At 56.9% G+C, this 18,516-nt stretch carries 15 protein-coding genes; 8 read left to right on the top strand and 7 right to left on the bottom strand.

Going from position 1 to position 18,516, the window contains the following annotated elements:
• Nucleotides 1-193: 193 nt before the first annotated feature.
• Both ACSZPU_RS14250 and ACSZPU_RS14245 read right to left on the bottom strand, forming a co-directional pair.
• Nucleotides 194-2,626 carry a formate C-acetyltransferase/glycerol dehydratase family glycyl radical enzyme gene (locus ACSZPU_RS14250; RefSeq protein WP_498999877.1) on the bottom strand — a complete coding sequence of 811 codons (2,433 nt, stop codon included), beginning with the start codon at nt 2,624-2,626 and terminating at the stop codon, nt 194-196.
• 4 nt (nt 2,627-2,630) lie between these two features.
• The gene (locus tag ACSZPU_RS14245) at nt 2,631-3,530 is read right to left on the bottom strand and encodes a glycyl-radical enzyme activating protein (protein WP_498999875.1); all 900 of its coding nucleotides are present in this window, start codon (nt 3,528-3,530) and stop codon (nt 2,631-2,633) included.
• Nucleotides 3,531-3,664: 134 nt separating this feature from the next.
• Here ACSZPU_RS14245 and fsa point away from each other — a divergent pair, with 134 nt between their 5' ends.
• Nucleotides 3,665-4,327: a fructose-6-phosphate aldolase gene (fsa, locus tag ACSZPU_RS14240; RefSeq protein ID WP_498999874.1), complete on the top strand. Its 663-nt coding sequence runs from the start codon at nt 3,665-3,667 to the stop codon at nt 4,325-4,327.
• A 128-nt stretch (nt 4,328-4,455) separates the two neighbouring features.
• Here fsa and moeB read toward each other — a convergent pair whose 3' ends face one another.
• Nucleotides 4,456-5,208 carry a molybdopterin-synthase adenylyltransferase MoeB gene (moeB, locus tag ACSZPU_RS14235; RefSeq protein WP_498999873.1) on the bottom strand — a complete coding sequence of 251 codons (753 nt, stop codon included), beginning with the start codon at nt 5,206-5,208 and terminating at the stop codon, nt 4,456-4,458.
• 1 nt (nt 5,209) lies between these two features.
• Nucleotides 5,210-6,442 (bottom strand): molybdopterin molybdotransferase MoeA, encoded by a 1,233-nt coding sequence (moeA, locus tag ACSZPU_RS14230; protein WP_498999870.1) that lies wholly within the window; start codon nt 6,440-6,442, stop codon nt 5,210-5,212.
• A 203-nt stretch (nt 6,443-6,645) separates the two neighbouring features.
• On the opposite strand from moeA, the gene iaaA reads away from it, so the two are divergent.
• Genes iaaA through gsiD form a run of 5 tightly spaced genes read left to right on the top strand, consistent with a single transcriptional unit; the run spans nt 6,646 to nt 12,922 of the window.
• Entirely contained in the window at nt 6,646-7,587 is a 942-nt protein-coding gene (gene iaaA / locus ACSZPU_RS14225; RefSeq protein WP_498999867.1) for a beta-aspartyl-peptidase, read from the top strand.
• A 10-nt stretch (nt 7,588-7,597) separates the two neighbouring features.
• Entirely contained in the window at nt 7,598-9,469 is a 1,872-nt protein-coding gene (gene gsiA / locus ACSZPU_RS14220) for a glutathione ABC transporter ATP-binding protein GsiA (protein WP_498999865.1), read from the top strand.
• Between the two features lie 32 nt (nt 9,470-9,501).
• Nucleotides 9,502-11,040: a glutathione ABC transporter substrate-binding protein GsiB gene (gene gsiB / locus ACSZPU_RS14215; RefSeq protein ID WP_498999862.1), complete on the top strand. Its 1,539-nt coding sequence runs from the start codon at nt 9,502-9,504 to the stop codon at nt 11,038-11,040.
• Between the two features lie 47 nt (nt 11,041-11,087).
• Nucleotides 11,088-12,008 carry a glutathione ABC transporter permease GsiC gene (gsiC, locus tag ACSZPU_RS14210; RefSeq protein ID WP_498999861.1) on the top strand — a complete coding sequence of 307 codons (921 nt, stop codon included), beginning with the start codon at nt 11,088-11,090 and terminating at the stop codon, nt 12,006-12,008.
• 2 nt (nt 12,009-12,010) lie between these two features.
• Nucleotides 12,011-12,922, top strand: a complete 912-nt coding sequence (gene gsiD, locus ACSZPU_RS14205) for a glutathione ABC transporter permease GsiD (protein WP_498999859.1) — start codon at nt 12,011-12,013, stop codon at nt 12,920-12,922.
• On the opposite strand, the gene ACSZPU_RS14200 is transcribed toward gsiD, so the two are convergent.
• Entirely contained in the window at nt 12,912-13,799 is an 888-nt protein-coding gene (locus ACSZPU_RS14200) for a LysR family transcriptional regulator (RefSeq protein ID WP_498999857.1), read from the bottom strand. The genes gsiD and ACSZPU_RS14200 overlap by 11 nt on opposite strands.
• A 97-nt stretch (nt 13,800-13,896) precedes the next feature.
• On the opposite strand from ACSZPU_RS14200, the gene ACSZPU_RS14195 reads away from it, so the two are divergent.
• Both ACSZPU_RS14195 and ACSZPU_RS14190 read left to right on the top strand, forming a co-directional pair.
• Nucleotides 13,897-14,850 carry a 2-hydroxyacid dehydrogenase gene (locus ACSZPU_RS14195; RefSeq protein WP_498999855.1) on the top strand — a complete coding sequence of 318 codons (954 nt, stop codon included), beginning with the start codon at nt 13,897-13,899 and terminating at the stop codon, nt 14,848-14,850.
• A 104-nt stretch (nt 14,851-14,954) separates the two neighbouring features.
• Nucleotides 14,955-16,112, top strand: a complete 1,158-nt coding sequence (locus ACSZPU_RS14190; RefSeq protein ID WP_498999853.1) for an MFS transporter — start codon at nt 14,955-14,957, stop codon at nt 16,110-16,112.
• Nucleotides 16,113-16,151: 39 nt separating this feature from the next.
• On the opposite strand, the gene rimO is transcribed toward ACSZPU_RS14190, so the two are convergent.
• Both rimO and ACSZPU_RS14180 read right to left on the bottom strand, forming a co-directional pair.
• The gene (gene rimO, locus ACSZPU_RS14185) at nt 16,152-17,477 is read right to left on the bottom strand and encodes a 30S ribosomal protein S12 methylthiotransferase RimO (protein WP_498999850.1); all 1,326 of its coding nucleotides are present in this window, start codon (nt 17,475-17,477) and stop codon (nt 16,152-16,154) included.
• Between the two features lie 320 nt (nt 17,478-17,797).
• Complete coding sequence (locus tag ACSZPU_RS14180; protein ID WP_498999849.1) at nt 17,798-18,001, bottom strand: hypothetical protein; 204 nt, start codon at nt 17,999-18,001, stop codon at nt 17,798-17,800.
• Nucleotides 18,002-18,516: the final 515 nt, after the last annotated feature.

Here is an 18,516-nt window from a genome sequence, read left to right as displayed (position 1 = left end):
GTCATGATAATAGGGCCTTCTGATTAGAAGGCCCTATTATCAATGATTTTTATCCTCGTGACGACACTATCTAATGTGCAGCAGAATATTGGGGCATTTTCTCCCGGGTGGCGGCGCTAATGCGCCTGACCCGGGCTACGTTGGGGCGAAGTGAGGTAGCCCGGCTAAGCGACGCGCCAGCCGGGATGGAAGGTTAAAGCGTATGCTCGGTACGCGCGATAATGTCATCCTGCGCATCCGGTGACAGGGCGGTGAAGAAGGCGGAATACCCTGCGACACGCACCACCAAATCACGGTACTGATCCGGGTGTTTTTTCGCCTCCAGCAGCGTCTCACGCGACACAATGTTGTACTGAATATGCCAGCCCTTGTGGTCCTCAAAGAAGGTTCGCAGCAGCATCATCAGTTTCTGTCGATCGCTGTCGTTCTCCAGCGTCGCCGGGTTCAGCTTCTGGTTAAGCAGCACGCCGCCGAGGATCGCCGCCGTCGGCAGTTTGCCCACGGAGCCAATCACCGCCGTTGGGCCGAGGTGGTCAGTACCCGATGCCGGGCTTGCCCCTTCGGCCAGCGGCGTTTTGGCCTTGCGACCGTCTGGTGTCGCCATGGTCGCCGCACCAAAAGGCACGTTGGCAGAGATGGAGGACGTCCCGGCGTAGTAGTTGCCGCCAATCGGGCCGCGCCCATAACGCGGGTTATGGTAATTTTTCAGCTCGTCGATATAGGTCTGATAAGCGCGCACCAGCAGTGCATCCACACTGTCGTCATCGTTGCCATACTTCGGTGCGCTGTTGATCAAACGCTGACGCAATTGCTCGTGGGTCAGATCGTCAAAATCGGCGGCCAGCGCATCCGCAAGCTGCTGCTGCCCGATGATACCCTGTTCGAAGACCAGTTTTTTCACCGCCGCCAGGCTGTTGCCGAGGTTGGCGATCCCCACCTGCAGGCCGGACACCCAGTCATATTTCGCACCGCCCTGTTTGATGCTTTTCGCCCGTTCGATGCAGTCATCCACCAGCGCCGAGCAGAGAATATCGTGGACGTTCTCTTCCAGCATGGTGTCGACAACGTATTCAATCTCAATGGATTTACGGGTGTAGTACCGAATCTGGGTATCCCAGTCCGCCATGACTTCTTCGAAGCGGATAAAGTTGCCTTTTGACAGCGCATGTTCCTGCGGCAGGAAGACTTTGCCGCTGGTCGCGTCACGTCCGCCTTCCAGCGCCGCCAGCATCACGCGGGCAAAGTTGATAAAGCTCATCCCGGTGCAGCGATAGCCCCACTTGCCGCCGACAGCGGTTTCAATACAGCCGATCGCCGCGTAGTCGTAAGCATCCTCTGGCTCAACGCCCAGCTTAATAAACTCAGGAATGACGATTTCATCGTTGTTAAACGCCGGCATCCCGAAGCCGCAGCGGATCACTTGCACGCAGGCGTCGAGGAAGTCGTTACTCATGTTCGCGTGATAGCGCACGCTCAGGTTCGGCTGCGTGGAGCGCAGGCGGCCGCAGGACTCCAGAATCGCGTAAGAAAGCGGGTTGACGGCGTCCATCGCTTCACCGTTTACCAGCTTCTGTCCACCAATGGTGACGTTCTGGTACAACGGACTGCCCGCAGACGCTTTGGAATGGGAACCGGAGCGGATTTTGTTCACTTCTAACAGTTTCAGCCAGCAGTTGTGCAGCAGCTCAATGGCCGTTTCGCGATTGATGGACTGGTTCAGTTCTACGTCTCGGCGGTAGTACGGGTAGAGATACTGGTCCATACGGGCAAAAGAAACCGAGTGGCCGTTGGATTCAATCTGCAGGATCAACTGAATGAAGTAGCACAGTTGCAGCGCCTGCCAGAAGGTTTTTGGCGGCTGATGGGCGATAACATCGCAGTTTTCTGCCATCGCCAGCAGCTCATCACGGCGGCTGTCGCGGGTTTCTGTCGAGGCCATTTCACGCGCCAGCGCGGCGAAGCGTTCAATATGCAGGCTGACGGCTTCCAGTACGATATCAATCGCTATCAGGAACTGCTCGCCGTGTAGGTCTTCCAGCACGGTCAGGTTGATACGCGAGCGACGTTCGGCCACTTTGCCGCGCATGCCGTCCAGCCCTTTTTCCAGCAGCAGCGGGAAGTTCACCGCCAGATGCGCATCGCCAGAGGTCATATTGCCTTCGGCTTTAATGATGCCGGTTTCCAGCAGCGCTTTTTGTTCATCGGTAAACATGCCGTAGCAGCGATCCTGCACGGTCTGGCCGCGCCACCATGGGCAAATGGCGTGCAGCACCTGTTTGTTCTCTTCACTGACCGCAAAGCCTGCCCCCGGACGGTCCGCCAGGTCGTCGATCTCTTTTTCGATCCACGAGACGGTGTATTCCGGGAAGATTGGCGCGGCGCGCACTTCGCTTGCCTGATTACCGATGATCAGTTCATCGTGTTTGATCCAGATGGTGCGTTCCGCCAGATGATGCGCGAGTGCCAGCGCGCGGCGTACCGGAATGGGCTTATCCATATGCTGCTGATACATCTCGGTGTAATGCTGCGCGCGTTCGGTACACACCGGCGGTTTTACGATGTGCACCAGGGCGTTTTTGTGTGCCTTAATACGGTCGGTCAGGGTCGAGAGTTGTAAAGTCGTCATGAGATTATCCTCGTAATGTCGCTGTCAGCCCTTTCTGGCAGGCGTAGTTCTGGGCGAATGCCAGTAACGCCGGTGCGTCAAGCGGTCTGTCAGGGGCGGTGTAGGGTTGGCTGAGTAAGGTGTATTTATTCATGCCCAGCGTGTGATAGGGCAAAAAGTGGATCTCGCGGACGTTCAGTTCGTCTGCGGCGAAATTGGTGATGTCCGAAATGGATTTCTCATCGGCGTTGAAGCCGGGAATCAACGGTACGCGGATGGTCATCTGCTTACCGGCACGCGCCAGCCGTTTCAGGTTATCCAGCACGCGTCTGGCGCTGCCGTCGGTCCATTGTTTAAAGGTGCTGCTCTCCACATGTTTCAGGTCAGCAAGAAACAGGTCCACATAGGGCAGGGAGGGCTCAATGTAATGCCAGGGCACATGCAGGCAGGTTTCAACGGCGGTGTGAATGCCCTGTTCGTGGCTGGCTTTAAAAAGGGCAAATGCCAGTTCCGGGTGCATAAACGGCTCGCCGCCGGAAAGGGTAATACCGCCGCCACTGCGGGTATAAAAGGCTTTGTCGCGCAATACCGTCGCCATGATGTCATCGACGGATTTATGCTCCCCGCAGACGGTCAGCGCCTGAGTAGGGCAGCAATCGGCCAGGGCATTAAGGTCGGACTCCGCCAGATTGTCACGCGCTATCAGCAGGCCGTTAAGCGCCCGGGTGATGGCGTGCGGGGCGGCCTGCTGGCAAAGATCGCAGCCTTCCAGACACAGCCTGGCGTCGAACAGCACCTCTCGGCCACGGGCGCGGCTTTCCGGGTTCTGACACCAGCGGCAACCCAATGAGCAGCCTTTCAGGAAAACGACGGTGCGAATGCCGGGGCCATCATGGGTGGAATAGCGTTGGATATTAAAAATCATACTTTGCCCTCATCTTGCGTATGGAGATTAAATTACTTTCGAATGAAAATTATTTTGATAGGGGTCAATTCCTGATCAGGTTGTTGCGTGATAACGTTAAAGCATGCTGAATCTCACATTTTGAGGGTAAAAGAATGGAACTGTATCTCGATACATCAGATGTAACGGCGGTGAAACGGCTGGCGCGTATTTTTCCGCTGGCGGGTGTGACCACCAATCCCAGTATTGTCGCGGCAGGTAAAACACCGAATGAGGTTTTGTTGCCACAACTGTACGACGCGCTGGAGGGCAAAGGCCGCCTGTTTGCACAAGTGATGGCCAACACCGCTGAGGGTATGGTGGCGGATGCGCGTAAACTGCGCGCCATTATTCCCGATCTGGTGGTGAAAGTGCCGGTGACGGCGGAAGGGCTGGCGGCCATTAAATGTCTGAAAGCGGAAGGCATTCCGACGCTTGGCACGGCGGTCTACGGTGCAGCTCAGGGGTTGCTGTCTGCGTTGGCGGGGGCCGAGTATGTCGCGCCATACGTGAACCGCGTGGATGCGCAGGGCGGCGACGGGATCCAGACGGTTAATGATTTACAGTGCTTGCTGAGCCTGCATGCGCCAGGGGCGAAGGTGCTGGCGGCCAGTTTCAAAACCCCACGTCAGGCGCTGGCATGTCTGCTGGCAGGCTGCGAATCGATTACGCTGCCGCTGGATGTGGCGCAACAATTTATCGCCGCACCTGCGGTTGAGGCGGCGGTCACGAAGTTCGAGCAGGACTGGCAGGTGGCGTTTGGACGGTCATCGCTTTAGTCGTCTGCGGCGTGATGCCCTCTCCCACGGGGAGAGGGCGAAAACCTGACACCGTACTCGATCGGTCCCCTCTTCCTTGAGGGAGAGGGTTAGGGTTAGGGTGAGGGGGAAATGTCCACGCAAATGCCTTATCCGCCGCACACCTCGCACTGGGGATTGCGCATCAACTTCATCTCCCGGAACTGGCAGGTCATCGCGTCATACATCACGATTTTCCCGGCGGCGGGCACACCATAGTGGGTCAACACTTTTATCGCTTCCAGCGCCTGTAGCGAACCGATCACCCCGACCAGCGGCGCCATTACGCCCGCCTCGACACAGGTCAATGCGTTTTCGCCAAACAGGCGGCTCAAACAGCGGTAACAGGGTTCGCCATCACCCCAGGTAAAGACGCTGATCTGTCCCTCCATACGGATGGCGGCACCGGAGACCAGCGGAATTTTATGCGCAAAACATCCGGCGTTGAGCTGGTTGCGAATGGCGACATTGTCCGTGCAATCCAGCACCAGATCGTGGGCGGCAATCTGCGCGAACAGCGCGCTTTCATCCAGCAGGGCGTTAAGGGCATCGAGCTGAACATGCGGGTTGATCCCCGCCAGTGCTGCTTTGGCGGACGCCACCTTCGGCTCGCCAATCGTCGCATCGCTGTGCAGCGTCTGGCGTTGCAGATTGGAGAGCGCCACGGTATCAAAATCCAGCAGCGTCATCTGGCCAATGCCCGCCGCGGCCAGATACTGTGCGGCCGCGCAGCCAAGCCCACCTAATCCCACCACCAGCACGCGTGACGCTTTTAGCTGCTCTTGCCCGTCAAAGTCGAAGCCGCGCAGAATAATCTGCCGGTTGTAGCGCAGCATCTCCTCATCGCTCAGCGCGTCTGTCATCTTAGCCTCCGAACAGATGGTTAAAGGTTTCAACCTCGACCCATTCACCGGCTTCTACATGGCCGCGCTCGCGCTCCAGCACCACGAAGCAGTTGCCCAGACTAAAGGAGCTGAAAATATGTGAACCTTGCGGACCGGTGGTGCTGACGACCAGATCACCGTTTTCATCCCGGCTGAGTACGCCACGCTGGAAATCAAGACGCCCCGGCGTTTTCTTAAGACGCGTTGCCGCACGGGCGCGCAGACGCAGCGGCAGCGGGCTGGCGGTATTACCACTCAGTTTCGCCAGTAGTGGTTGCACGAGCTGGTAGAAGGTCAGGGCGGCGGAGACCGGGTTACCCGGCAAACCACAGAACCAGCTGTTGTTGAGGCTGCCGAAGGCGAACGGTTTGCCTGGCTTGATGGCGAGCTTCCAGAAAGTGATTTCGCCCACTTCATCGAGAATGGTTTTGGTGTAATCCGCTTCACCCACCGACACGCCGCCGGAGCTGATCACCACATCGGCCTGCTGGTCAGCAGCAATAAAGGTCTCACGCAGAATCGCCGGGTCATCGCGCACGATGCCGAGGTTAATCACCTCGCAGCCCAGCTGTTCCAGCATCAGGTGCACCGTCAGGCGGTTGGTATCGTAGATTTGCCCGTCGGCCAGCGGCTGGCCCGGCAGTTGCAGTTCATCGCCGGTGGAAAAGAGCGCCACGCGGATTTTGCGAAACACCGCCACCTTGGCAATGCCCAGCGAGGCAAGTACCGGCAGCTCGGCGGCGGTCAGTTTTTTCCCGACGCTGAACACGGCGGCGCCTGCGCGAATATCTTCACCCAACAGGCGGATGTTCTGCCCGGCTTTGACCTTCCCCGTAAAGCGCACGCCCGCGTCGGTCTGTTCGGTCTCTTCCTGCATCACCACGGCTTCGCAACCCGCCGGGACAGGGGCACCGGTCATGATACGGACGCAGGTGCCCGCGGGCCATTCACCGTGAAACGGCTGCCCGGCGAAGGCTTTTCCGGCAACCGGCAGCGGCTCGCCTGTTGCGATATCGGCCAGGCGTACGGCATAGCCGTCCATTGCGGCATTATCAAAACCCGGGACATTCAGCGGCGAAATCACATCCTGCGCCACGACGCGGTCAAAGCAGTTCAGCAGCGGTAAGGTTTCGCTCTCTGTGAGTGGCGAAACGCGGGAAAGCATTTGCGCCAGGGCCGAATCCAGCGGGATCAAGCCTGCGGTATATTCCATAATTTACTCCAGCACGACGCGAGAAAGGGGCCATTATGGCAGAAAATGAGGGCTGACTGCATGTACTCCTCAAGTGCCATAGCCAGATGTCTGCTTTACATCGCAGGATCGACTTTCTATATTCAAAAATTGTATGAAGCTGTGACGACGATAATGATATTTATAGAAAAAGCAGCAAGCTATCCTGACCGGGCGATAAAAAAATGACCAAAGCGGTAATTGCAATTCACGGTGGCGCTGGGGCCATCTCCCGCGCGCAGCTGAGCCCGGAAAAAGAACGGCAGTACATTGCCGCACTATCGGCCATTGTCGAAACCGGCCAGAAGATGCTCAATGCAGGTGAGAATGCGCTGGATGTGGTGACGGAGGCCGTGCGATTACTCGAAGAGTGTCCGCTGTTTAATGCGGGCATTGGTTCCGTGTTTACCCGCGATGAAACCCATGAGCTGGATGCCTGCGTGATGGACGGGTATTCACTGCGCGCAGGAGCCGTGGCCGGCGTGAGTCGTTTGCGCAATCCTGTCCTCGCGGCGCGTCTGGTGATGGAGCGCAGCCCGCACGTGCTGCTGGTGGGCGAAGGGGCGGAAAAATTTGCCTTTGCCGAGGGCATGGAGCCGGTGTCGCCCGATCTCTTTTCCACGTCGGAGCGTTATGCGCAGCTGCTTGCCGCCCGTGAGGCCGGGCAAACCGAGCTGGATCACGGCGGTGCGCCGCTGGATGAAACGAAAAAAATGGGCACCGTCGGCGCAGTGGCTCTGGATAAACAGGGCAACCTGGCGGCGGCGACCTCCACAGGCGGGATGACCAATAAATTACCGGGACGCGTGGGGGACAGTCCGCTGCCCGGCGCGGGGTGCTATGCCAACAACGCCAGCGTAGCGGTCTCCTGTACCGGAACCGGGGAAGTGTTTATCCGCGCGCTGGCTGCCTATGATATCGCCGCGCTAATGGATTACGGCGGTTTGAGTCTGCATGAAGCCTGTGACGCAGTGGTGATGGAAAAACTGCCTGCCCTGGGCGGCAGCGGTGGCCTGGTCGCTGTCGATCGCGAAGGCAATATTGCACTGCCTTTCAATAGTGAAGGGATGTATCGCGCCTGGGGTTATGCCGGAGATGCACCCAGCGTAGGGATTTATCGTGAATAAGGAGAGTGGGGTGTCGCACGGGTATGAAACAGACGCCGATGTGGTGTTGGATGTCAGCAATCTGAATGTCGCGTTTCGCCATGAAAAACAGCTCACCCAGGCGGTGCGTAACCTGTCGTTTACCCTTAAACGCGGTGAAACGCTGGCGATTGTTGGGGAGTCGGGGTCCGGTAAGTCGGTTACCGCCATGTCGCTGCTGCGCCTGCTGGAACAATCCGGCGGCGAAGTGAGCTGCGATCATATGCGCCTTTTGCGCCGCAACAGTGAGCGTGTCGATCTGGCGACGCTGAACGCTTCTCGCCTGCGCGGCGTTCGCGGGGCCGATATCGCCATGATTTTTCAGGAGCCAATGACCTCACTCAACCCGGTGTTTCCGGTGGGGGAGCAAATTGCCGAGTCCATCCGCTTGCATCAGGGGCTGGGCAAAGAGGAGGCGTTGACGGAAGCCCGGCGGATGCTGGATCTGGTGCGCATTCCTGAATCCCAGGCCATTTTGTCCCGTTATCCGCATCAGCTGTCCGGCGGCATGCGCCAGCGGGTGATGATTGCGATGGCGCTCTCCTGCCGTCCGGCGGTGCTGATTGCCGATGAGCCGACCACGGCGCTGGATGTCACGATTCAGGCGCAAATCCTGCAGCTTATCGCCGTGCTGCAAAAAGAGATGGCGATGGGGGTGATTTTTATCACCCACGATATGGGGGTTGTGGCGGATATCGCCGACCGAGTACTGGTGATGTATCAGGGCGAAGCGGTGGAAACCGGCAGCGTAGAACAGATTTTTAGCGCGCCGCAGCATGCCTATACCAAAGCGTTGCTGGCGGCGGTGCCGCGCCTTGGCGCGATGAACGGCAGCGATTTACCCCGCCGTTTCCCGCTGGTTTCGTTACAACATCCTGAACAGCAGGAACGGGAAATTGAGCAGGACACCGTGGTGCCAGGCGAGCCGATTTTGCAGGTTCGCGACCTGGTGGCGCGCTTCCCCCTGCGCAGCGGCGTTTGGAACCGCGTGACCCGCGAAGTGCACGCAGTGGAAGGGGTGAGCTTCGACCTGTGGCCGGGCGAGACGTTATCGCTGGTGGGAGAATCCGGCTGCGGTAAATCAACCACCGGACGGGCGTTGCTGCGGCTGGTGGAAAGCCAGAGCGGGATGATTACCTTTAAGGGCGAGCGGATTGATACGCTGCCCGTTGGCAAGCTGCAGCCGCTGCGCCGGGATATTCAGTTTATTTTTCAGGATCCTTATGCCTCTCTCGATCCCCGCCAGACGGTGGGGTATTCCATCATGGAGCCGCTGCGGGTACACGGTGTGATGAGCGAAGAGGATGCCCAGCGCCGCGTGCTGTGGTTGCTGGAACGTGTAGGGTTGAAACCGGAACATGCGTGGCGTTATCCCCATGAGTTTTCCGGCGGCCAGCGCCAGCGTATCTGCATCGCCAGAGCGCTGGCTTTAAACCCGCGCGTGGTGGTGGCGGACGAATCGGTATCGGCACTTGATGTGTCGATTCGCGCGCAAATCATCAATTTGCTGTTGGATTTACAGCGGGAGATGGGCATCGCGTTTCTGTTTATCTCCCATGACATGGCGGTGGTGGAGCGAATCAGCCACCGGGTGGCGGTGATGTACCTCGGGCAGATTGTTGAGATTGGCCCGCGTCGCGCCGTGTTTGAAAACCCTCAGCACCCCTATACCCGCAAACTTATGGCCGCCGTTCCGGTGGCCGACCCGTCTCACCCAAGGGCGCAGCGGGTGTTGTTGTCGGATGAAATCCCCAGCAACATCCATAAACGCGGCGAGACGGTACAACGTGTGCAGTTGCAGAACATCAGCCCGGGTCATTTTGTCGCCCGTACGACGCCGGGCAGCACACAATCGCGTTTTTGACAGAAACAGGCAGGGACACTCAGGAGAACAACATGACTCAACCCTTATCACGTAAATGGCAGATTGCGTTTGCAGTTGCCATCGCGCTGAGCGCCACGCCAGCACTGGCTGCCAAAGATGTTGTGGTCGCAGTGGCATCGAATTTCACCACGCTCGACCCCTACAATGCCAATGACACATTGTCGCAGGCCGTCGCCAAATCGTTCTATCAGGGGCTGTTCGGCCTTGATAAAGATATGAAGCTGGAAAATGTGCTCGCCGAAAGTTATACGGTGTCGGATGACGGACTGGTGTACACCATCAAGCTGCGCCAGGGCGTGAAGTTCCAGGACGGGACCGATTTTAACGCCCAGGCGGTGAAGGCGAACCTCGATCGCGCCAGCAATCCGGACAATGCGCTTAAACGCTACAACCTGTATAAAAACATCGCCAAAACCGATGCGGTGGATGCGACCACGGTCAAAATCACCCTAAAACAGCCGTTCTCGGCCTTTATCAATATTCTGGCCCACCCGGCGACGGCGATGATTTCACCAGCTGCGCTGGAAAAATACGGTAAAGATATCGGCTTCCACCCGGTGGGCACCGGCCCTTATGAGCTGGATACCTGGAACCCAACCGACTTTGTGAAGGTGAAGAAATTCGCCGGATACTGGCAAAAAGGGCTGCCGAAACTGGACACCATTACCTGGCGTCCGGTCGTCGACAACAATACCCGCGCGGCGATGCTGCAGACCGGTGAAGCGCAGTTCGCTTTCCCGATCCCCTACGAGCAGGCGGCGGTGCTGGAGAAAAACAGCAAACTCGAGCTGGTGGCCAGCCCCTCGATCATGCAGCGCTATATCAGCATTAACGTGACGCAAAAGCCGTTCGACAACCCGAAAGTGCGTGAAGCCATCAACTACGCCATTAACCGTCAGGCGCTGGTGAAAGTGGCGTTTGCCGGGTATGCGACACCGGCAACGGGCGTTGTGCCACCTGCGCTTGCCAATGCGCAAACTTATCAGCCGTGGCCGTACGACCCGGCCAAAGCGCGTGAATTGCTCAAAGAGGCGGGCTATCCGAACGGGTTCAGCACCACGCTGTGGTCATCGCATAACCACAGTACCGCGCAAAAAGTGCTGCAGTTCACCCAGCAGCAGTTGGCGCAGGTGGGCATTAAAGCGCAGTTGACGGCGATGGATGCCGGGCAGCGTGCGGCGGAAGTGGAAGCTAAAGGGCAGAAAGAGAGCGGTGTGAGAATGTTCTACACGGGCTGGTCGGCGTCGACCGGGGAAGCGGACTGGGCGCTGTCGCCGCTGTTCGCCACGCAGAACTGGCCGCCAACGCTCTTCAACACGGCGTTCTACAGCAACCCGCAGGTGGATAAAGACCTGGCCGACGCGCTGAAAACCACTAACGCTCAGGAAAAAACCAGACTCTACAAAGAAGCTCAGGATATCATCTGGAAAGAGTCCCCCTGGGTGCCGCTGGTGGTGGAGAAGTTGGTTTCCGCCCACAACAAGAACCTGACCGGTTTCTACATCATGCCGGACACCGGGTTTAGTTTCGACGAGGCTGACCTGAAATAAGAGCGCATTTCCCCTCTCCCTGCGAGAGGGGAGCGACGGAAGAGACGATGCTGAATTATGTTTTAAAACGCCTGCTGGGGCTTATCCCTACGCTACTGATCGTGGCGGTGCTGGTGTTTTTATTTGTTCACCTCTTACCGGGCGATCCGGCGCGGCTGATTGCCGGGCCGGAGGCCGATGAGCAGGTGGTGAATCTGGTACGCCAGCAATTGGGTCTCGACAGGCCGCTGTATATCCAGTTTGGGCATTACATTATCAATGTTTTGCAGGGCGATTTTGGTATCTCGATGGCGTCCCGCCGTCCGGTAGTGGAAGAGATTGCCAGCCGCTTTTTCCCCACCTTCTGGTTGACTCTTGCCAGCATGACCTGGGCGATGCTGTTTGGCCTGGTGGCGGGCATTGCCGCGGCCGTATGGCGTAACCGCTGGCCAGACGGACTCGGCATGGCGCTGGCGGTGACCGGGATCTCCTTTCCGGCTTTCGCGCTGGGCATGTTGCTGATGCAGGTGTTCTCCGTGGAGCTGGGCTGGTTGCCGACCGTCGGGGCCGACAGCTGGCAGCACTATATTTTGCCGTCAATGACGCTGGGGGCCGCGGTCGCTGCGGTGATGGCGCGTTTTACCCGCGCCTCCTTTGTTGATGTGCTCAATGAAGATTACATGCGGACTGCGCGTGCCAAAGGGCTTAGCGAAAAACGGGTCATACTCAAACATGGCCTGCGCAATGCGCTGATCCCGGTGATCACCATGATGGGGCTGCAGTTTGGCTTTTTACTCGGCGGATCGATCGTCGTGGAGAAAGTGTTCAATTGGCCCGGCCTTGGGCGTTTGCTGGTGGACTCGGTTGAGATGCGCGATTACCCGGTTATCCAGGCGGAAGTTCTGCTCTTCTCGCTGGAATTTATTCTTATCAATTTAGTGGTGGATGTGCTGTACGCCGCCATTAACCCCGCTATCAGGTACAAGTAAGGATGCGATTGTTCAACTGGCGTCGACAGGCGATTTTAAACGCCATGCCTGGGCTGAAACCGGGCCAGGTGCGTACCCCATGGCATGAGTTCTGGCGGCGTTTTCGTCGTCAACCCCTGGCGATGACCGCCGGGCTGTTTGTGTTGATTTTGATTTTGCTGGCCATTGTTGCGCCGTGGCTTGCCCCGTTCGACGCCGAAAACTACTTCGATTATGACCGCCTCAATGATGGTCCCTCGTTGATCCACTGGTTTGGCGTGGATTCTCTGGGACGCGATATCTTAAGCCGCGTGCTGCTGGGGGCGCGGATCTCGCTGGCCGCAGGGGTGCTGGCAGTATTGATCGGCGCGCTGATTGGTACGGTGCTTGGCCTGCTGGCCGGGTATTACGAAGGCTGGTGGGATCGCATCATCATGCGCATTTGCGATGTGTTGTTCGCGTTTCCAGGTATTTTGCTGGCGATTGCCGTGGTGGCGGTGATGGGCAGTGGGATGGCGAACGTCATCATTGCCGTGGCGGTATTCTCCGTTCCCGCCTTTGCCCGCCTGGTGCGTGGCAACACCCTGGTCCTTAAACACCAGACCTTTGTCGAGTCGGCGCGCAGTATTGGCGCGAGTGATATGACCATTCTGTTCAGCCATATTCTGCCGGGCACGGTGTCGTCGATCGTGGTCTATTTCACGATGCGTATCGGTACTTCTATTATCTCGGCGGCCAGTCTCTCTTTCCTCGGTCTGGGGGCGCAACCACCTACGCCGGAGTGGGGTGCTATGCTCAATGAAGCGCGTACGGATATGGTGATTGCGCCTCATGTGGCGCTGTTCCCTTCACTGGCGATTTTCTTGACCGTGCTCGCGTTTAACCTGCTGGGCGATGGGTTACGCGACGCGCTGGATCCCAAAATCAAAGGGTAATTAACACCTCACTCAGGGCCTTGAGAAACGCGGGAAGGACCGGGTTTGGATTGGCCTTTGAGTACACGAGGAAGTTGTGCGCCTGGATATTCACCCCTTCGATATTCATAAAGGTGACGTTAGCCATGCCCAACGCGCGCGATGACGCGGGCACAATGGCGCATCCCAGCCCGGCGTTCACCATCCCCAGAATGGTATGGGTCTGGGCCAGCTGATATTTAAAATCCGGCGTGATGTCATTAAAGACGAACAGGTCGGTGATGCGGTCATAAAAGTGGCGCGCTTCGTCCGGGCTGTAAAGAAAAAAGGGCTCATTGTTAAAGGCGCTAAGGGGAATTTTGCGCTTGCGTGCCAGCGGATGATCGCAATGAAACGCGGCAACAAAGGTCTCGCCCTGGAGAGGCAGGTAGGCCAGCAGCGGATTGGGTGGGACATGGCGCACAAAACCAACGTCAATAGTGTTATTTTCGACGGAGCTAATTTGCTTATGCGAAACCTGTTCAAACAGCCGGAAATTGACCCCCGGTAATTTCACCGACAGCGCTTTAAGCAACTGGGGAATAAAACTCCAGGCAAAGACCGCCGTAAACCCCATCGTTAACGTACCAATTTCCCCCGATGCGCATTGCTGAACGGATGATTCCAGTCGGTCAGCTAATTTGAGTATTAATCGTGACTCCGTCAGCAAATGTTGGCCCATATGGGTTAGCTGTACGTGGCGATTATTTCGCTCAAACAGCGCCCCACCCAGGCTCTTTTCCAGAAGCTGGATCTGGCGGCTGAGCGGCGGTTGGGTCATGTGCAGGCGGGCTGCGGCGCGTCCGAAGTTCAGCTCCTCAGCAACAGCGATAAAACAACGCAACTGGTGTAAATCCATAATTCAATTTTTATATTAATGAATACCGGATTTATATTAGACATGAATTATTGCCCTGTCCATCATCGGGTCATTGACGACTCGAAGGATAATGGACATGACAAATAATACTGCCCAACAAAAAACTCACATTTTATTAACCCAGGCGGTGCCTGGCCCGATTGATGAAATATTGCTGTGCGATTACGCGGTGCACCGTTTATATCAGGCAAGTGAGCCGCAAAAAATGCTGGCTGATATCGGCCCATTGATTGAAGGCGTGGTGACCGGCGGCGCAAAAGGGCTCTCTCGCGCGATAATGGAATGCCTTCCGGCGCTCAAAATTGTTGCCGTTAGCGGTATCGGCACTGACGCCGTTGACCTGGCGTATGCCGCAAAACACGGTATCTATGTCACCACCACGCCCGGCGTACTGACCGATGACGTGGCGGATATGGCGCTGGGCCTGTTGATTTCGACCCTGAGGCAAATGAGCGAAGGCGAACAGGTACTGCGAGCCGGACGCTGGCCGCAAACCAACCTGCCGCTGGCGCGCAAAGTGAGCGGCACCACGGTAGGCATCATCGGGATGGGCCGCGTAGGGCAGGCGATTGCCAGGCGCGTTGCTGCTTTTGATGCCCGCATTCTCTACACCGATCTGGCGCCGATTGCCGTGCTTGATTACACCTTCGTTGCCGATATTCACGCGCTGGCGCACGAAGTGGACGTGCTGGTGCTGGCGGCCTCTGCCGACAGCGGCAAGGTGATCATCAGCGAATCGGTACTGGAAGCGCTGGGGCCAGAGGGCTATTTCATCAACGTTGCGCGCGGCAAGCTGGTGGATGAAGCGGCGCTGCTTGATGCGCTGACCCACAGACGTATTGCCGGGGCCGGGCTGGATGTGTTCGCCCATGAGCCGCACGTGCCGGAAGGCTTTTTCACCCTCAATAACGTCTCCCTGCAGCCGCACCGCGCCAGCGCCACCGTCCAGACCCGCCTGGAAATGGGCAACATTGTGCTGGCCAACCTGGCGGCATGCTTTAGCGGCAAGGTGCCACCGCACCGGGTATAGCCATCGTTTCTGAACCCTACAAATAATAAGAGTGAGAAAACAATGAGCAAGCAAATGGATGTTTCTCTGGAGCAGGTCAAACGGGTCGGGCACCACCGTTATTGGTGCTGGGGCTGATTTTCATCATCACGGTTATCAACTATGCCGACCGCGCGACCATGTCGATTGCCGGGACCTCGGTGGTCAAAGAACTGGGCCTCGACCCGATGATGCTGGGGATGATTTTCTCCGCCTTCGCCTGGGCCTACGCGCTGGGGCAAATCCCCGGCGGCTGGCTGCTGGACCGCTTTGGTGCCAAAAAAGTCTACGGCATGAGTCTGGTGCTGTGGTCTGTGTTCACCATGCTGCAGGGCACCGTGGGTTGGGTTGGCATGACCGGTAGCCTGGCGGCGATGACCCTGTTCCTGATGCGCTTTATGTTGGGGCTGGTGGAGTCGCCCGCATTCCCGGCAAACTCACGTATCGTCTCCAGCTGGTTCCCGACCCGCGAGCGTGGCGTGGCCTCCGCGCTGTTTAACTCCGGACAGTATATGGCGGTGGTGGTCTTCACGCCGATCATGGCGTGGCTGACCCATGCGTGGGGCTGGGAGCACGTGTTCCTGTGGATGGGGGGCGTGGGCCTGGTGCTGGCGGCAGTGTGGTTTGCCTGGTATAAGGAGCCGCATAAAGACCCACGTCTGACGGAAGAAGAGAAAAACCTGATGCGCGAGGGTGGGGCGCTGGTGGATCTGGACAGCGAAGGGGCGGTAAAAGCGAATAAAACCTCGCTGCGCGATGCCAAATGTCTGTTCACTAACCGCAACCTGTGGGCCATTTACCTTGGACAATATTGCATTACCGCGCTGACCTATTTCTTTATTACCTGGTTCCCTATCTATCTGATTCAGGGGCGCGGCATGACCATCATGCAGGCGGGTTGGGTGGCCGCGCTACCTGCCATTTGTGGCTTTACCGGTGGTCTGCTGGGCGGTTATCTGTCTGACTTCCTGATGGCGATGGCGTTCTTCGGCAAAGGCTTCGCGGCGGTAGGCTGGGCGGTGTTGTCCGACGTTGCACCGAAAACCATGATTGGCCTGTGCGGTGGGGTGTTTAACGGCATCGGGAATATTGCCGGGATCGTCACGCCGTTGGTGATCGGCTATGCGGTTACGGTGACCGGTTCGTTTAATAACGCGTTGTGGTTTGTGGCGGCGCACGGTGTGCTGGCGGTGGTGAGCTACGTGCTGATTGCGACACGCTTTGAACGTGTAGAAGCGCAGTAAAGAGAGAAAGACGCCGCCTGGAAACAGGCGGCGAGAGGGTCAGACGCGGTTACCCCACAGATCGTACTCATCGGCGTTTTCGACTTTCACGCGGATGATATCGCCCGGTTTCACTTTCGTTTCCCCGTTCAGATAGACCGCGCCGTCGATTTCCGGTGCATCCGCCATGCTGCGGCCGATTGCCCCTTCTTCGTCGACTTCATCGATAATCACCAGAATTTCGCGGCCCACTTTTTCCTGCAGACGTTCAGCAGAAATTTTCTGCTGCAGTTGCATGAAACGGTTCCAGCGCTCTTCTTTTACCTCTTCCGGCACCTGGTCGGCCAGCTCGTTGGCGGTTGCACCGTCTACCGGGCTGTATTTGAAGCAGCCAACGCGGTCCAGACGTGCTTCCGTGAGGAAATCGAGCAGCATCTGGAAATCTTCTTCGGTTTCGCCAGGGAAGCCAACGATGAAGGTAGAACGCAGGGTCAGTTCCGGGCAGATTTCACGCCACTGTTTGATGCGCGCCAACTGGCGGTCAACGGAGCCTGGGCGTTTCATCAGTTTCAGAATGCGCGGGCTGGCGTGTTGCAGCGGGATGTCCAGATACGGCAGGATTTTTCCTTCTGCCATCAGCGGAATGACATCGTCAACGTGCGGGTACGGGTAGACGTAGTGCAGACGCGTCCAGATGCCCAGTTTTGCCAGCTGTTCGCACAGGCCGACCATGCTGGTTTTTACCGGTTCGCCATTGTGGAAGCCCATGCGGTGCTTCACGTCCACGCCGTAGGCAGAGGTGTCCTGAGAGATAACGAGGATCTCTTTTACGCCGGCATCCACCAGACGTTTGGCTTCGCTTAAGACGTCGCCAATCGGACGGCTGACCAGGTCGCCGCGCATTGACGGGATAATGCAGAAGGTGCAGCGATGGTTGCAGCCTTCGGAAATTTTCAGGTAGGCGTAGTGACGCGGGGTCAGCTTAACGCCCTGTTCCGGCACCAGGCTCAGGAACGGGTTGTGCTTTGGTTTTGGCACATAGTGGTGCACATGCTCAAGCACCTGCTCGTAGCTGTGCGGACCGGTGATTTCCAGCACCTTCGGATGGACTTCACGGATCTGATCGACTTTGGCACCCAGGCAGCCGGTGACAATCACCTTGCCGTTTTCATTGAGGGCTTCGCCAATGGCTTCCAGCGACTCTTGTACCGCGCTGTCGATAAAGCCGCAGGTATTGACGATAACCATGTCAGCGTCGTTGTAGCTCGGCACCACGTCATAGCCTTCGGTGCGCAGTTCGGTAAGGATGCGCTCGGAGTCAACGAGGTTTTTCGGGCAACCGAGAGAAACAAAGCCGATTTTCGGCTGCGGGGTCACATTGCTCATAGTTCAAAAAATAATCAGTTATAGTATGTTCAGGGCAGGGATTGTACAGATAACGCCGGGAGATTTACAGGGGGTTCTCGGCAGGGCAGGGTGAAAAAACGTGACTGCCCGCCTGGCAACGGCTTCGTTATATTTTGAACTGATGATATTGGCCCGGGCCGCAATCAAAATTCATCAACCGTATCCCGGTCAGCGTTGATAACGTTAAAGGCTAAATAATCAGGATGAACATCGAAGCTGATGCTGGTGTCATACACATCTTCAATATTCATGTCCTGGCATAAATTAAAGATGAAGTAGTTAATTTGATAATAAAGGACTCAGGTATTGCCGTCTAAATGCTCAACCCTGCTGATAACGAAATCGTTGGTTGAGCGCGCATGCGGGCTGATGAAGGTTAAGTCCATGTTCAGCACCGGGATGAACGCCGGGTCTTGCCGATGGTGTTCGATGAACTGTTGGAGTTGACGTGCCGATTCCGGCCCCGGTTCGCCGATGGCAATTGTCAGGGGAAAGGTGTGCATAGAGACCCTCAGAATTCGTTAAGGCCTATTAACATAACATGCGTGCCGAGGTAATTCATAAGCCGTTGCCGGGGTATTTTCGGGGTACCAGAAAGGGTGCAAATGAATACGATGAAAAGGGGTATTTTAATGCCTTCTCGTCATGTGGTAATTATCGCACAGGTAGATTTCATTACTCTTGAGGCAAAAAAAAGCCGCTCGGACGAACGGCATACATACAACACGGGAACTATCCAGAAACATAATGATTTTCGAGCTAAATAATAGCCTGCTAATTATGTCTTGTCAGCAACTATTACTGAATACTTTTACCGAATAGTGCCATGTCATGGATGTCAGAATTGTATAAAGAACGGACTGTTGCGGTTTGCAAATGCATGAGGATGCCCCGACAAGGTGTGCGACGCATATCGATATGTGGCTTTTGACAATGTTAAGGGGCGGATTCAACTCCGAAGTGCAACGCTAAGCCGCCAATCTTAGCTCTGCAAACACCACAGACGGTTGCCTGAATC

The organism is Phytobacter sp. V69 (assembly GCF_965644215.1).
GTDB lineage: Bacteria > Pseudomonadota > Gammaproteobacteria > Enterobacterales > Enterobacteriaceae > Phytobacter.
Note: the sequence above shows the minus strand (reverse complement) of the source record. Positions and strands in the feature narration are given on the sequence as shown.

Excerpts from the sequence above, each read along its gene's own strand:
- rimO (WP_498999850.1), bottom strand. The coding sequence starts at position 17,477 with ATGAGCAATGTGACCCCGCAGCCGAAAATCGGCTTTGTTTCTCTCGGT.
- gsiC (WP_498999861.1), top strand. The coding sequence starts at position 11,088 with ATGCTGAATTATGTTTTAAAACGCCTGCTGGGGCTTATCCCTACGCTA.
- ACSZPU_RS14200 (WP_498999857.1), bottom strand. The coding sequence starts at position 13,799 with ATGGATTTACACCAGTTGCGTTGTTTTATCGCTGTTGCTGAGGAGCTG.
- gsiB (WP_498999862.1), top strand. The coding sequence starts at position 9,502 with ATGACTCAACCCTTATCACGTAAATGGCAGATTGCGTTTGCAGTTGCC.
- fsa (WP_498999874.1), top strand. The coding sequence starts at position 3,665 with ATGGAACTGTATCTCGATACATCAGATGTAACGGCGGTGAAACGGCTG.
- iaaA (WP_498999867.1), top strand. The coding sequence starts at position 6,646 with ATGACCAAAGCGGTAATTGCAATTCACGGTGGCGCTGGGGCCATCTCC.
- moeA (WP_498999870.1), bottom strand. The coding sequence starts at position 6,442 with ATGGAATATACCGCAGGCTTGATCCCGCTGGATTCGGCCCTGGCGCAA.
- moeB (WP_498999873.1), bottom strand. The coding sequence starts at position 5,208 with ATGACAGACGCGCTGAGCGATGAGGAGATGCTGCGCTACAACCGGCAG.
- ACSZPU_RS14245 (WP_498999875.1), bottom strand. The coding sequence starts at position 3,530 with ATGATTTTTAATATCCAACGCTATTCCACCCATGATGGCCCCGGCATT.
- gsiD (WP_498999859.1), top strand. The coding sequence starts at position 12,011 with ATGCGATTGTTCAACTGGCGTCGACAGGCGATTTTAAACGCCATGCCT.
- ACSZPU_RS14250 (WP_498999877.1), bottom strand. The coding sequence starts at position 2,626 with ATGACGACTTTACAACTCTCGACCCTGACCGACCGTATTAAGGCACAC.
- ACSZPU_RS14180 (WP_498999849.1), bottom strand. The coding sequence starts at position 18,001 with ATGCACACCTTTCCCCTGACAATTGCCATCGGCGAACCGGGGCCGGAA.
- ACSZPU_RS14195 (WP_498999855.1), top strand. The coding sequence starts at position 13,897 with ATGACAAATAATACTGCCCAACAAAAAACTCACATTTTATTAACCCAG.